Annotated in this window: 10 protein-coding genes and 3 pseudogenes; 5 read left to right on the top strand and 8 right to left on the bottom strand. The window is 69.0% G+C overall.

Annotated elements, in window-relative coordinates:
- Positions 1-378 precede the first annotated feature (378 nt).
- A pseudogene (locus tag ACWDEN_RS44975) lies at positions 379-548 on the bottom strand (metallophosphoesterase); the annotation flags it as partial.
- 21 nt (positions 549-569) lie between these two features.
- On the opposite strand from ACWDEN_RS44975, the gene ACWDEN_RS44970 reads away from it, so the two are divergent.
- Positions 570-719 carry a hypothetical protein gene (locus ACWDEN_RS44970; RefSeq protein ID WP_351619142.1) on the top strand — a complete coding sequence of 50 codons (150 nt, stop codon included), beginning with the start codon at positions 570-572 and terminating at the stop codon, positions 717-719.
- A gap of 138 nt (positions 720-857) precedes the next feature.
- Here ACWDEN_RS44970 and ACWDEN_RS44965 read toward each other — a convergent pair whose 3' ends face one another.
- A complete protein-coding gene (locus tag ACWDEN_RS44965) occupies positions 858-2,351 on the bottom strand; it encodes an RICIN domain-containing protein (RefSeq protein ID WP_450863788.1) in 1,494 nt (497 codons plus the stop codon).
- A gap of 313 nt (positions 2,352-2,664) precedes the next feature.
- Between ACWDEN_RS44965 and ACWDEN_RS44960 the strand changes: the two genes are divergently transcribed.
- Together ACWDEN_RS44960 and ACWDEN_RS44955 are read left to right on the top strand one after the other, a co-directional pair.
- Positions 2,665-2,847 (top strand): twin-arginine translocation signal domain-containing protein, encoded by a 183-nt coding sequence (locus ACWDEN_RS44960; protein WP_450863786.1) that lies wholly within the window; start codon positions 2,665-2,667, stop codon positions 2,845-2,847.
- Positions 2,844-3,491: a hypothetical protein gene (locus ACWDEN_RS44955; RefSeq protein WP_450863785.1), complete on the top strand. Its 648-nt coding sequence runs from the start codon at positions 2,844-2,846 to the stop codon at positions 3,489-3,491. Before ACWDEN_RS44960 ends, ACWDEN_RS44955 begins: the two co-directional genes overlap by 4 nt.
- Positions 3,492-4,423: 932 nt before the next feature.
- Here the strand turns inward: ACWDEN_RS44955 and ACWDEN_RS44950 are convergent.
- The 3 genes and pseudogenes from ACWDEN_RS44950 to ACWDEN_RS44940 all read right to left on the bottom strand — a co-directional run.
- Positions 4,424-5,177 (bottom strand): annotated as a pseudogene (locus tag ACWDEN_RS44950) (NAD(P)H-binding protein); the annotation flags it as partial.
- A 421-nt stretch (positions 5,178-5,598) separates the two neighbouring features.
- Complete coding sequence (locus ACWDEN_RS44945) at positions 5,599-5,943, bottom strand: MerR family transcriptional regulator (RefSeq protein ID WP_351554943.1); 345 nt, start codon at positions 5,941-5,943, stop codon at positions 5,599-5,601.
- Between the two features lie 518 nt (positions 5,944-6,461).
- On the bottom strand, positions 6,462-6,686 hold the full coding sequence (locus tag ACWDEN_RS44940) for a hypothetical protein (protein WP_450863783.1): 225 nt from the start codon (positions 6,684-6,686) through the stop codon (positions 6,462-6,464).
- A gap of 293 nt (positions 6,687-6,979) precedes the next feature.
- Here ACWDEN_RS44940 and ACWDEN_RS44935 point away from each other — a divergent pair, with 293 nt between their 5' ends.
- A complete protein-coding gene (locus tag ACWDEN_RS44935) occupies positions 6,980-7,204 on the top strand; it encodes a hypothetical protein (protein WP_450863781.1) in 225 nt (74 codons plus the stop codon).
- Between the two features lie 1,393 nt (positions 7,205-8,597).
- Here the strand turns inward: ACWDEN_RS44935 and ACWDEN_RS44930 are convergent.
- Positions 8,598-10,301, bottom strand: a complete 1,704-nt coding sequence (locus ACWDEN_RS44930) for a SpoIIE family protein phosphatase (RefSeq protein ID WP_450863779.1) — start codon at positions 10,299-10,301, stop codon at positions 8,598-8,600.
- A gap of 246 nt (positions 10,302-10,547) precedes the next feature.
- Here ACWDEN_RS44930 and ACWDEN_RS44925 point away from each other — a divergent pair, with 246 nt between their 5' ends.
- Entirely contained in the window at positions 10,548-10,937 is a 390-nt protein-coding gene (locus ACWDEN_RS44925; protein ID WP_450863777.1) for a DUF2267 domain-containing protein, read from the top strand.
- 850 nt (positions 10,938-11,787) lie between these two features.
- Here the strand turns inward: ACWDEN_RS44925 and ACWDEN_RS44920 are convergent.
- Positions 11,788-12,551: pseudogene (locus ACWDEN_RS44920) on the bottom strand (IS5 family transposase); the annotation flags it as partial.
- A gap of 145 nt (positions 12,552-12,696) precedes the next feature.
- Positions 12,697-13,833, bottom strand: a complete 1,137-nt coding sequence (locus ACWDEN_RS44915; RefSeq protein ID WP_450863775.1) for an ABC transporter substrate-binding protein — start codon at positions 13,831-13,833, stop codon at positions 12,697-12,699.
- Positions 13,834-13,887 lie beyond the last annotated feature (54 nt).

Here is a 13,887-nt window from a genome sequence, read left to right as displayed (position 1 = left end):
GATGTGTCGGGGGGGGGGGGGCCCCCGCCGGCCCCCCGCCCGGCCCCCCCCCCCCGCCCACATCACAACCGGACGTCGTACTCGCCGTCCTGGCTGAGCAGGCACGTCTGGCCCTCTGGTACGCCCAGTCGTCCAACCGCTGATCAGGTCCGGCGAACGCCTCCGAGCCGGAGACCCGGCAACCGGACGCATCCTGCCTGCAGGCCCGCGGCCCCTGGCTCGTCCACCGCGGCGAACTCCACCTGATTCACGGCACGTTGATCCGGCTGAAGATCGAGCATCTGCCCGGCGACCGCATCTGTTGCCGCCGCACCCCTCGGCTCGTGGACAGCTCCAAGCGGTGTGTTGGCGCGCCCCGTCTACGGCGAGGTGGGCCGGGTGTGGGGAGCGGAGCACGAGCAGGGTGAGCTCGCTGGGGGCGAAGACGCGGAACGGCGGGCCCCGGAAGCCTGGCTGGTGTGCCAGGAGCAGGACGGGGCAGGTCGGTGCGGGGCTCCGGTGCGGTGGGCGGGGTGGCCTGCCAGGCCGGAGGACTCGGCCGTGACGTCAGCGTACAACCGGGCCACGGGATGCCCGATGAGCACCTCGGCGACCACCCGCCCCGCCACCGCGGGGTACAGCACGGCCGCCCACGGCTGTGCGTAGCGCTCGCGGCCGAGGAGGCTGAGGAGTTCGCGGCCTCGGTCCACACGGGCAGGCGGCGGGCGGCGGCGAAGTAGCACAGGTGCTGCTCGACGGTGACGACCTGGCCGCCGTGTGCCGGATGACGAACTCCTCGGCCGGTTGGAAGCGTTGCGGGGTCAGGAACACGTGGCCGACGTGGTCGTTGATCCGCGTCAGTGGTCCTGGCGCACCTGTCAGGAAAGACTCCACTGCTGGCTGGTCGCGCCCGTGCCCGGTTCCTGGTCCACGGCCTCTCCGCCGGTGGTCGAGGCGGTCGTGACGCCGATGTCCAGGTCGCTGCCGACGCCGGCGAGCACGTAGGTGCTGCCGGTGTAGCTGCCGACGAGGTCGAGGAACCATTCTTGATTGGTCCCGCCGTTGCAGGCCCACTGCTGCAGTTGCAGGCCGGTGGCGGTCGACTGGTTCGGCACGTCCAGGCAAAGGCCGCTCTTCACGCTCTTGAGCGTGAAGATGTTGTCCCCCACCCGCGTGAGCGTCCACTGCTGGTTGGTACCGCCGGTGGACGGCCACTGGATGATCTTGGCGCCCTTCGCCGTCGAGCCGCTCGACACGTCCATCAGCATGGAGCTGTTGACATCCTTCAGGGTGTGAACGCCCTCAGCGGGGATCCCGCTGTCGGCCGTCCAGGTTCCCGCTGCGGTGTCGAGTGACCAGGTGGGGTACTGGCCGAGGTTCACCGTCGTTCCCCTGATGGTCAGGGGCAGCCAGATCAGTTTCGACGCGCCGAGGTCGGAGGTGTTCCAGCGGTCGCCGGCGTAGATGTAGGTGGTGCCGGAGGAGCCCTGGACGGTGATGACGTTCGCCGTCTGGCTGCCGTAGGTGTGGGTGCCGGGTGCGGCCACGTCACGGAACGACGACCAGGGGCCGCCCAGTGACGTGGCGGTGGCGTAGATGTTGTCGTTGAGGCCCCAGCCCGTCAGGTGCGAGCCGAAGACGTAGTAGGTGCCGTTGACCTTGACCATGGCGGGCGCCTCGACGCTGCCGCTGCTGCCGCTGCTGCCGAGCACCGCCACAGCGCTGTCCACGGACAGGTAGTCGGCGGACAGCTTGTCGATGCGCAGGCCGTTGTTGCGGTCCTCGCTCAGCAGATAGGCGGTGCCGTCGGAGTCCTGGAACAGGCCGAGGTCACGGCTGAGGTTGCCCAGCGGCCGGAAGCTTCCCCGGTAGGTGTAGGGGCCGCAGGGGGTGCTGCTGGTCGCCACACCGACCTTGGCCTCGGAGTAGTTGGTGCTGTCGATATGCATGTACATCACGTAGGTGCTGGTCGAGGCGTTGTAGATGACCTTGGGTCGCTCCACTACGCGGCTCGGCCCCAGGTCGCCGCTGCTCTGCCTGGCCAGGGCGACGCCCCGGTAGGTCCAGTTGGCCAGGTCGGTCGAGGTGTAGCAGGGGATGTCCTGGAACGACGTGTCCGACGACGTCTCGCCGGTCTTGTCCTCCCCGAAGCCGTACCAGGTGCTGCCCACCTTGATGATGCCGAGGCCGTGCAGCTGAAGCGCGTTCCCGTTCTGGTCGGTGCGTGCGGCGCTCGTGGTGAACGACACCGAGGCCGCGTGCGCCTCGGTCGCCGGAAGCAGGAGCGCCGCAAGGCCTCCCAGCAGGGTCAGTAACGCGGCGGCTCTGCGCCGCCATCGGCCGGCGGGCGTCCGGGCAACTCCCTTGAACATGTGCGTCCCTCTCTGTCGAGGTTGACGGTCCCTTGGTGTCGGCGGAGACCCATGAGAGTCGTGGCATGTTTGCGGCGTCAAGGATGACGTTCGAATTTGTTCAACCTTGACCGGCTCGCTGCACACCCAGCCGGACTCGGCAGGGCCGCAAGTCGCCCGAACTGTCCAGGATTTCGGACATGTGGAAGGACGGATGCGAGGGGTTGACCTTCGGTTCGGGGCGGGCGTAGAAACTTCGCGACAGTCAGAAACTGTTACTTGCTGGTTGAGTTTGTTGGAATCCATACCCAAGCGAGGTGGACCGACTGTGAACGTGTCAGAGCCTCAGGAACCCTCCCGCCGCAGGGTGCTCAAGGGTGCGGCTGTCGCCGCCGCAACGGCCGCCCTGGGCATAGGCAGCACATATCCGGCCGAGGCCTCGGACGCCTCCGTCACCGCGACATCGCTCGACGGCACTACCAGCATCACCATGTCGCTGGCAACTCGCACGACATGATCGACCCTGAGCCTGACTTCTGGGGCTACGTCCGGTCGCTCGGCGATCCGCACCAGGTTCCCGCACAGGCCTCGGGCACAAATCCGACGGATTGCCGATCGCAGGAGAACAGCGCCGCCGGACTCTCCCGCTGCCTGGTCGACATGGCGCGCAAGTACGCGCCGAACACCGCCGTGGGGATGCACCTTTCCTGCTTCGACTGGGAGTACAACACACCGGCATGCGTCAAGGACTACGCAAACCTCGGGGCGCAGAACGCCGACTTCCTGGTCTCCGATGTGTCGGACCGCGATGCAGGCTGGTACGCAGAGTCGGCCCACGGCGGCCGTGACACCTTCTGGACCGACCAGAAAGCCGACGCCCGTCTGGCGTTCTACAAGACGATGGCCGAGTCCGTGGGCAAGCCGGTGGTCCTGTGGCAGATCCCCGTGGGCAACATGGCGCAGAACAACACCCTCAACCGCTACAAGGGCGACAAGGTGGACTGGTTGTTCGGGCACATGGACCAGGTGGCGAACGCGCATATCGCCGGCCTGCTGTTCGGTGCAGGGCAGCAGGAACAGACGTCGATCGAGACCGACGGCGGAAACCTGATCAGCAAGACGATCGCCTATCACAACACGGGCGGTACGGCGCTCAAGTAGGCGGTAGTGCGAACCCGGTCCCATCTCTTCGATGGGGCCGGGTTCGTCCTCTTCGGCGCGCGGATGCGGAACGTCGCGCAATTCCCCACACAGAGGTTCGTGGCCGTCCCCATGGGGTCGCGTAGTTCCTCCGCGACGACCACGGACGGCGCTCTTCTCGGCCCGCCTCGGACCGGACACTTCACAGCCGGGCGGCCCGACTCCTCACCGCTCATCCGCACCGCACGAACGATCGGGGAGGACGGGGCAGGTCTGGGGACTGGCATGATCGTCGACACGCTGAGGACTTCTCGGCTGGTACCGGTCATGCTGGCGTCGGTGCGGGCGCCGATCGAGGCGGCCCTGCGACGGGCATGATGGCGTTGGTAGGTGACGGGAGAACGCCGAGCCCATCGCGAGATCGCGACAGAGCGGGCCGGTCCATGAGTGCGTCGGTGTGGTGGAAGGTCTCCAGGTCACGACGCAGGTCGCCAAGACCGACCCCCGCCACTCGGAGGGGGTCGGTTGGCCGACCGGCGGGACACCTCCCGAACCCCGGCGGATGGTGGACCTCCCCGCCTCGGCAAGGTTGTCCTGGTGACCGAGATCGAAAGCGCCAAGAAGACGCCTCTGCGGGCGCCGGAAGCCGTAGCCCCCTCTCGACGCGCATCGCCGGTCTGTCGGGCGGCGTACTGCTGGACGGCACGCATGTGCGGTGCCCGCGGCTCCCGCGCAGACTTCCGCCTCTCAGCTGCCGTTCCGCCTCAACACTGGTCCAAGGACCCTTGCCATGGACGCCATTCCCACCGCCCGGAGTGCCGGCTCCCACGGTCGTTGCCGGGAATCGCACGGGCGCGCCGACCGGCCGGAAGGTCCGGCGCGCTGGGAACGCCCGGCGCTGGCTGCGGTCCTGGGCGTCGCCGCACTGCTGTACGCCTGGCACATGGGGCACGCCGCCAGAGCGCTTCGGGTGCGGCATCGGCTTCCCGTTCGCGGACATCGATGTAGAGGCTGCCGCCCGCTCAGTCCGGATCGGTGGGCAGGGGGTCACTGGGTGCGCCGGGCACGGCGGCTGACGAACAGCGAGTGGCGACCTGGGCGTCACCGGACTCGCTGCAGAGCGAGGGCGACTGCGCGGTCGAAGCCGACGGGGTGGCCGGGCGGGCCGGGCAGGTACCGTTTGAGGTCGTTCTCGCGGCACACCACCTCGTGCCGCAGCGACTCCGTCAGGGGACGCGCGATCGAGGCCGGGACCGGCGTGACCAGGCCCACCCAGTGGCTGGACACGCCCGGGGGGAGGACGGGCACGGGCAGGATTAGCCGCCGGGGCAGCCCGGCCACGGCGGCGTAGCGGCGCATCATCTCGCGGTACGTCAGCGCGTCCGGGCCGCCGATGCAGAAGGCTCGCCTCGGGCGTGCCGTCGGCCGTGCTGCGCGCCGCCGTCATCATCGGGTCCGGCTCCGCCGGCTTCGAAGCGGCCGACACCAGCCCGGCGGGCCTGCTCCCCGAAGATGCGGGCCGCCTCGCGGTCGGCGCGCTCGAAGCCGCGCCCGGAGCCGAGGGTCTGCACCAGGTAGCAGGCCACGTCCGCTCCGGTCATCGCCCGGCCCCACCGACTCGGCGTCGGTCACGTCTCCCTGAACGATCTCGACCCGGTCGGCCCACGGGTGATCGCGCAGCGTGCGCGGTGCGCGGACCAGGCAGCGGGAAGATCGTCAGGCGGCGGTCAGACCTCACGTGCGTACGGGGCGGTGAACTGCGCGAACGGCTCGCCGAACGTCTGGTGCGGGCAGTCCGCCGAGCCACAGACAAGGAAGGTCCATCCTCTGGTCTTCGGTTCCACCGGGGGCCACAGCGCGTTTACCGACCCCCCGCGGTGACCGCGGTCCGGGCCTGCGCCGGTCTGCTCAGCGACCTCGCCGGTCACCTCGTCGTCGGCGCTGCCGAGGGGGATGCAATCCGGCAGCTGCACTTGAACGGCCAAGGACCCCGGCAGGTGTGTCGGGGTCCTTGTGTAGTGCTGTGCGCGTACTGGTTGCGGCCCAGCGCGAGGCGGCGGCGCGGAACTGTGAGGGGTGCCTGGTCCGCTGGTCGGTCGGCGTCGGGGGCCACATCCGGCGTCCTTGTTCAGGCTGAGGGCTTCGACTGCGGCTGGCCGCCTTGGGCGCGCAGTTGCTCGTTGATGCGCTGAGCTTCTTCGAGCTGGTCTTCGAGGATGACGATGCGGCAGGCGGCCTCTATGGCGGTGCCCTGGTCGACGAGTTCGCGGGCACGGGCGGCGATGCGCAGCTGGTAGCGGGAGTAGCGGCGGTGGCCACCTTCGGAGCGCAAGGGAGTGATCAGGCGGTGTTCGCCGAGGGCGCGGAGGAAGGCGGGGGTGGTGCCGAGCATCTCGGCGGCCCGGCCCATGGTGTAGGCGGGATAGTCGTCGTCGTCGAGGATATCGGCGGGCCGGGTACTGCGAGGGGGCATAGACCTCTTCTTTCGGGGGATGCGTCGGGGGGCCCGGATGCCGTACTGGCACCCGGGCCCCGAGCTTTCAACACCATCTACTGGCCGACTGCGCCGGCCTTCTTTGTCCGCAGGTTCCGCCTGGGAGGGCGGGGCTGCGGGGATCGCGTATGCGTGACCGGGGACCACCTTCCAATCCGGGGCCTTGCGGTACCCGGGCGGACTGCTTCCTCGCCCGGGCGATCCTGATGGCGTTCTGCTCCTTACCTTCGGTTACTCGGTTGTACTGCTGGATAACGCGGGTACTGCTCGCGACCCCTTCGGGTCGCGTCCTGCGTGACCTGCATGCACGGCAGTTCCTGTCTGCCGTGCCCACTTCGACTTCCTGGGTACGGTAGAAACCGTAGCTCTGTAGATGGTCAATGTCTACTCCAGGCATGACAGATTTCCTCCGCTACACCTGGAAGAGTGCTTCGCGGCAGGTTGTGGCTTCAGGCTCGCCTGCTGCAGTCACAACTGACAGCGCGGGCCTGTCTGCTTCAGCTGCGGAAGCGTGAGAGCCAGGTGCCGCCGGCCTTCTGCTCGGGCACAGCCTGGTCCTGGTGCTCGGGCTCGGTGTGCTCGGCTTGGCGTTCGGCGGTGATGGCGCGCTGCTTGCAGTCGTCCCACAGGTGCGGGTGGGTCTCCCGTGGGACGTCCCACCCGGCAGGCTCGATGGCCTTCCACCGGTCGTCGGTGAACCTGGTGCCACAGTCGGCGCACACGGGACGGCGGGCCTCCCGCTCGGCCCGCTGCTGCTCGGCCGCGCGGCGCAGCTGCTCCTTGTACTCCCGGCTCGGGGGCTTCGTACTCGGCCTGCCGGCGGGCGTGGTGGGCTTCGCGGCGGGAGTTGCCGATCGCCTCCAGGAGCGTCTGGTTGTGCGGCCGGCCGAAGCGCCGGAAGATCGCCCCGGCCGGGCCGTGCTCCTTCAGCATCTTCATGCCGGTGACCACGATGGGGAGCTTGCTGTCGTACATGTGGAAACCCTCGTGTGCCTCGCCTTGCCAGTGCCGGTGGGTGAGCTCGGCCAGACGCGCGATGACGGTGTTGGGGTTGCGCGGGCCGACGCGGTTGAAGGCGAGCAGCAGCAGCGGGTGCGGCTGGTCGCCGTACCGGCCGTCGGGCACCCACCAGCGGGTGCGCCACATCGGCCGCTCCTTGCCGTCGGCGTCCTTCACCTTCCGCTGGCAGAACCGCATGTACTTGTCGATCTTCGCGGCGAGTTCCGGCGCGGACTCGTAGCAGTTGTCGATCTACACGAACAGCAGCGGCACCCCGTCCTCGGGCGCGGTGATGACGATGTCCCGCCTGGGCGCCTCCCCTTCCGGGGTTGGACCAGGTGCCCGTGGCGGGCAGCGCCACCTTGGTCGCGTAGGAGGCCATGGTGCCCAGCCCGGCCTGTGCGTCGACGGTGGCCTGCGCGGCGGCGAAGGCTTCGGCCGGCTCGCCATCGAGCTGGGTCAGGTCCGGCTTCGGGCGCAGCAGCGCGAGCAGGGCGTCGTTGACCGCCATCGGGTGGGAGACGCCGCTGCGGCCCGCGCCACGGGCCGGTCCGGCCCATCTCCCCCCACTGGCCGCCCCAGCTCGTAGGAGGCGGCCTTCAGGCCCATGGGCGTCAGGTTGCGCAGGGTGTCCCCCGCCCGAGGTCCTCCCGCCGTTCTCCACCAGGTCGTGCCTGCGCAGATCGGAGAGCGCCCCCAGATGCGAGGCGTTACGGCCTGCTTCCGCTCCGAGGGCTTGGCCTTGTCGGTGTGCCGGTAGCTCACGTGCGGGGCGCCATCTGCTGGATCTGTTCGACGGTAGCGACCTTCAAGCACACCAAGCACGCGCAGCACGTCGCCTCGCAAGTTGTTCGTCGACCCCGCCGGGTTCGTCTTCCGCTTCCCCGCCATCAGCCCCGCCCCTGCCTCGCCCGTCGCGCGCGGCCACCTGCCGGGCGCCGGCCGCCCCCGGCCGCAGAGGGCATCCGGCCCCCGGACCCGATGATCTCCTCCGCCACGGACATCACTACAAAGTTCAGGAGGAGAAGAGAGGGTCGGGACCACGTGGCGTGTGGTGACCTGCGGGTTTTCCGTCCTGCTCGATGCCGGGCACCAAAGTGGGTGCCAAAGAGTGGCGTCCCAAGGGCGTACCGCAGGAGACTGGGGCGGCTTGCCCCGTGCTGGTCGGGACCGCGGTCGGGGTGGGCGCGCCGGGCGCTGGCCGTTGGTCGGTGCGTGGTCATCGCGGTGGCTCCTTCGCTCCGGCCGCCCTTGGGTGGGCGGTGATCGAGGGAGCAGCGTGCAGGGGACCCCTTTGTCCCCGGTCTGACGACGACCGGTAGCGAGCGTGGTCAAGGCAAAACGCGGCCCTGGTCGGGGCGGCGGCCTGGACAAGGGGTCATGGTCGATGTGCCTTTGCATGACGCTTGGCGAGTCGGCTTCGCGTCACCGCTGGTCAGCCCCCAGCGTTGTATGACAGTTGGCGAGGTTGTTGCGCGACAGTTGGCGAATTCGGAGTTGTTGTGGCCAAGGACGCCAGCCACGGCTCTCAGCCCAAGCTGTGGTGCCCCGCCCCGGTGTTGGAGAGGTAGGGCCCGCATATGCGTTACGGCAGCACGCGTGTGTCCACCCGTCCAGCCAGGGGAGCAGTGCGCCTATCTGGCTCGTGTTTCCACTGGTGTCCGTAGAGCGAGGAGGGCGACGTCGTCGTCATTGTCGGCGGCGCGGACCCGCCGCAGTAGCTGGTCGGTGAAGGAGGCGAGGGGGCGGTGGGCGAGTGCGGCCGCATGCTGGCGCAGCCGGCCCAGGCCCTCGTCCAGGGAGTGGCCGGCTTCTTCGATGAGGCCGTCGGTGTACAGCAGGAGGGTGGATCGGGGCGGCAGCACGGCGGTGGCGTCGGGGCGGTGTGTGCGGGTCCCGGTCCCCAGGAGGATGTCGTGGCCGTCGGTGAGGTAGCGACTGAGGCCGTCACGGCTGACCAGCAGCGGTGGCGGGTGGCCGGCGTTGGTCCAGGACAGTTCCCAGTGGCCGTTGTCCGCCTGCTCGAGGCGGGCGAAGATCATGGTGGCCATGGGGACATTGGTGATGTGCGTGATCGCTTCGTCGAGCCGCTCGACGATCCGGCTCGGGGGTTCCTGCTGGGACCACGCGTAGGCACGGAGCACGTTGCGCACCTGCGCCATGCCGGCCGCTGCCTCCAGGTCATGGCCGACGACGTCCCCTACGGCCAGGGCGGTAGCGCCGTCGGACAGGCGGAAGGCGTCGTACCAGTCGCCGCCGACCTGTGAGGCGTCGGGTGCCGGCAGATAGCGGGCGATCATCTCCAGCCCGGGCACGCGCGGCAGCTGGGGCAGCAGATGGTTCTGCATGGTCTCGGCGACCTTGCGCTGACGCTGGTAGAGACGCGCGTTGTCCAAAGCGACCGCGGCCCGGCGTGCGATGTCCTCGACCAGCGGCAGGTCGGCGGTGGTGAAGTCCCCCGCCTGGTCTGCGCGGCCCAGGGTCAGGGCCCCCAGAACCTCCCGGGTGCTGCGGATGGGGACGATGGCCGCGGAGCAGATACCGGTCACCTCGAACAGGCGGCGCTGTTCGACCGCGATGCCGGAATCGGGTGCCCGCTGGTATGTCTTCGGACCGGCAAGAGTGGAAGCAACCCCACGCAGAGCTCTGGACAGCGGCATCGTGGATTCTTCCGGCACCGGGGGCATCGGTCCTTGCAGCTCTTCGTGATGCACCAGAGTCTCGCCTTCGGCGTGGACCACGGCGGTGCGCCACACCTCGTCGCGCTCCGTGATCAGGTCGACGACCACCCAGTCCGCCAGCCGGGGCACGAGCAAGGCCACGAGCCGGCGCAGCGCCTCGTTGGTATCGAGGGTGGAGGTCAGTTGTGTGGTGGTCTCTGCCAGCAGGGCCAGGCGCTCGAGCTCGGTCAGCGCCTCAGTCACCGGCTCTGGCCGCCGGCCCGCTTCCTGCGGTTGCTGGTCGCAGTGGAAGACAACGAGTGTGGCGGCCTCCTGGCCACCGGTGTCATAGGGAGTGATCACCCAGGAGATGGGCAGCAGGGAGCCGTCACCGCGGGCGAACCACTCTCCTTCAGCCTGGGCGGTGCGTCCGGCGTGGAAGGCCTGCCGCATGCTGCATCGGCTGGTCGGCATCGGCTGGCCGCGGGCATCGCGGTGCAGCAGATCGTGCGCGTCACGGCCGACGAGGTCCTCAGCGGGCCGGGCCAGCAGCTGCTCGGCTCGGGCGTTGACCGCGATGATGCACCCTTTTTCATCCACCACGTACGCCCCCGCGCCGATGGCGGCCAGCGCCCCGGCCACAGTGGTGTCAGCCGCTCCACGGGATCGCTGATCCATGCTCTCGGTCCGCTCCGGCTCCGCCACGCGTGTGCCTCCTTCATGATCGTCGGTCGTGCCGCCCGCTGCGCACCCGGACGCTGCGTACTGTCCTGTCCTACGATCTTTTCCCGGCTACCCCCTTGTGCAGGCATGCCGGCCCTTGGCCCGGCGCGCGCCGGCTGCGCATGCGCCGGTCTCCTGGGTACTGGGCCAGTGACATCAGAAGCTCTGGTGCCGCGGGATGCACGCACGTCGGAGGTGACCATGAGGTACGACGAGTTCCTTGCTCGCGTACCCGAGCGCGGCGAGTACACCGACCAGGATGAAGCCGCTGCGATCACCGAAGCCGTCCTGGGCGTGCTGGCACAGCGGATCAGTCCCGGAGAGGTCGACGACCTGGCATCGCAGTTGCCCGGTCCGCTCGCACAGATGCTGGCCGACACCAAGCAGCAGCCCGAGAGGTTCGGGATCGAGGAGTTCTACCGCCGGGTCGCGGAACGTATCGGTGCACGGCCACGCACCGCCGAATGGGACGCCAGCGCAGCGCTGACCACCGTGGCGGACACCGTCAGCGGCGGCGAGCTGAACCAGATCATCAGCCAGCTCCCCTCCAGCTACGCCGTCCTGTTCGGCAAGCCCGACCTCGCCGACTGAGAACGCCACCTTTCGAGGAAGACCTGGCCCAGCAGCCGGGCCCTCCAAGCGGCTGTGACCTTGGCGGCCCTGGCAATTCGGGCCGCGCAAGACCCGGTGGCTGTGAAAGACGCGTGCAATGCCGGTTGACTTTTTGATGTCACCGCTAGACCAGACCCCAGCGGAGACCTAACGTCGCGGGCAGGCAAAGCCAGATCCGGGCGCCTGTCCTTGCCAGGCTCTCCTGGTTCGGATCACAGCCGGGGAGCCGCCGGACCGCCTGCTTGTCGTGACCAGAGTGCCAGAGGCCCATCGGGGTACGCGCACCTTAAGGCCGGGGCACCCGTCCCGAACGGATCTCCCGGATCTGGGGTGCCCTCGGCCTGTGGCGCCCGGACCCGCAGGGCACGGTCCGGGTTGGTGGCGTCGCATTCCTCCTTGACACGGGCCATGGTCGACGAGAAATACGGCGGGTGCGCATCGGGTGGATGCACGGCATCGTCCCGGCGATGTCGCGCACTCCCGCACGATGTCGTCCACTCCCGGCCGGTGGTATCCACTGGGCCTCCGCCAACTTGAAGACACAGGTCAAAGGGCTGGTGTGATCGGTGCTCAGGGTGCTCACGCTGGTCAGAGGCGGCTGTCTGCGCAGTAGATCATCCGCCAGCGGTTGCCTGCCGGTTTTCGGTGCTCGAAGCGGTGCGTGCGCTTCCCGAAGATCGCGGTGATCGTCTTGGCCGTGCTGCGGCACGACCAGCGCCCGGCCGACATGGCCGGCGGCAACAACGTGTCCGAGTCCACCGTCCGCCGCTGGCGGGACGAGCTGATCGCCCTCCTGGCCGCGCAGGCGCCGCGATTGGACCTCGCCCTGAAGAAGGTGGCTGGCTTTGCGTTCGTAGCGGCGGTGCAGGCGTCGGCATCCGGCGAGCCACGCCATGGTGCGTTCGATGGTCCAGGGGTGTCGGCCGAGCCGCTGGCTGGAGTCGATTCCCTTGCGGGCGATTCGTGGTGTGATGCGGCGGCCTCGTAACCAACGCCGCAGGTGGTTGTAGTCGTAGCCCTTGTCGCCGTGCAGCTTGCCGGGTCTGCGTCGACGTCGGCCGCGACGGGACCGGATCGGCGGTATGCCTTGCACCAGCGGGATGAGGGCCTGGCTGTCGTGGACGTTGGCCCCCGAGATGCCGACGGACGGGGGCAGACCGGTCCGCTCGGTGATCAAGTGGATCTTCGAGCCGTACTTGCCCCGGTCCACAGGATTCGGGCCTGTCAGTCCCGCCTTTTCAGGGCCCGCATGTTCACGGAGTCAATAGCGCACCGAGACCAGTCCAGTTCGCCGCGGGCGCCGAGCTCGTCGAGGACCAGGCGGTGGAGTTTCGCCCACACCCTGGCCTTCGACCACTCCGCGAACCGCCGGTGGGCTGTCGCGCCAGAAGGTCCGAACGAGGCGGACGGAAGTTGCTGCCACGTGCAGCCCGAGGTGGCGACGAACAGGATCGCCGCCAGCACCTCCCGATCGCCGTGCCGCCGCCGGCCACCACCCTGCGGACGTGTTGGCGCCTCCGGCACCTCCCGCTGAAACAACTCCCACAGCTCATCCGGCACCAGCCGCTCAACGATCCCCACCTCGGCAGGCATTCGAACAGTCCAAATGAGATGGGCTGTAAGGACCGAGCTCGGATTCAAGCCGACGGTGGAGGCTTGGTGTCGGCGTCCGTGTGGCCGGCCCTGCCAGGGCGCCAGACTCCGGCTGATTGCCCGGCAAACCTCGGCCGACCGCCGATCAGCCGGAGATGGCCGCCGTCCAGCCGCGGACGACGGTCTGCCTCGCCTTCTCCAGTTGTGCGTCGGTCGGGAACTGCGGCGTCCCCTCCACCGTCGGCAGTTGGGCGGCGGCGGCCTTGTCGAGGGTGCCGTCCTTCTGCATGACGTCCATGAGGACCGGGCGGGCATAGCCGTGGAGCCGGAGGTTCTGGCCCTCCGTGCTGAAGAGGTACTCCTGCCACAGGCGGGCGGCCGCCGGATGCGGGGCGTTTTTGTTGATCGCCTGTGCGTAGTACTGGGGGAAGCTGCCGTCGAAGGGGATCGCGACCTGCCAGTTCACGCCCTTGCCGCGGAGCTGGTCGGCGTAGCCGAGATTGAGGTAGTCCCAGTTGATGCTGATGGGCGTCCGGCCGGCCTCGATCGTGGCTGAGGTGGACTGGAGTGCATTGAAGTTGCCGGTCCTTTTCAGCTTGGCGAAGAAGTCGAGGCCGGGCCGGATGTCGTCGAACGACCCGTTGTTCGCCAGTGCGGCCGCGTAGACGCTGGCGAAGGCGGATTCAGCCCGGGTCGGGTTCCCCTCGAGCGCCACCATGCCGCGGTAGGCGGGCTTGAGCAGATCGGCGAAGGTCTCAGGGCAGGGCTTGACGCGCCGGGTGTCGCAGCCGATCGAGATGTAGCCGCCGTAGTTGTTGGACCAGTGGGCCCCGGGGTCCTTCTGGTTGCCGGGGATCGCGTCCCACGGCGCGACCTTGTACGGCGCGAGCAGATCCTGCCGTGCCGCCGCCCGGGCGAACGTGTCGCCGACGTCGATCACGTCCGGGGCGGTCGGCCGGTTTCGGCTGCTCCTCAGGGCGCTGATCTCGTCCGCGCTGTGCGCGTACGGATCTTCCACGGTGACCTTGATGCCGTACTTCTTCTCGAAGCCGTCGATCAGGCCGCCGTAGTCCGCCCAGTCACGCGGAAGCGCGATCGCCGTGAGCCTGCCCTCCTTCTTCGCCGCGGCGACCAGGGCGCGCATCCCGCCCACGTTCTGCGCGGAGGTCGCCGACGAGGGTTTCTCGATCCGGGCGGTCGGCGTGCCGCAGGCGTTCAGGCACAGTGCCGCGAGGGTGAAGCAGCCGAGTGCGGCCACGGCTCGGGCACGCGGTGCGGTCACGACGGCTCCAGGGGGTGGGGCGGCGCGATCGTGGAGTTGCGGAACTCTTGAGGG

The sequence above is a fragment of the Streptomyces sp. NPDC001153 genome (genome assembly GCF_053598315.1).
Note: the sequence above shows the minus strand (reverse complement) of the source record. Positions and strands in the feature narration are given on the sequence as shown.

Coding starts and splice junctions, on each gene's coding strand:
- ACWDEN_RS44970 (WP_351619142.1), top strand. CDS start 570: ATGCCCGATGAGCACCTCGGCGACCACCCGCCCCGCCACCGCGGGGTA.
- ACWDEN_RS44965 (WP_450863788.1), bottom strand. CDS start 2,351: ATGTTCAAGGGAGTTGCCCGGACGCCCGCCGGCCGATGGCGGCGCAGA.
- ACWDEN_RS44955 (WP_450863785.1), top strand. CDS start 2,844: ATGATCGACCCTGAGCCTGACTTCTGGGGCTACGTCCGGTCGCTCGGC.
- ACWDEN_RS44945 (WP_351554943.1), bottom strand. CDS start 5,943: ATGCCCCCTCGCAGTACCCGGCCCGCCGATATCCTCGACGACGACGAC.
- ACWDEN_RS44930 (WP_450863779.1), bottom strand. CDS start 10,301: ATGGATCAGCGATCCCGTGGAGCGGCTGACACCACTGTGGCCGGGGCG.
- ACWDEN_RS44925 (WP_450863777.1), top strand. CDS start 10,548: ATGAGGTACGACGAGTTCCTTGCTCGCGTACCCGAGCGCGGCGAGTAC.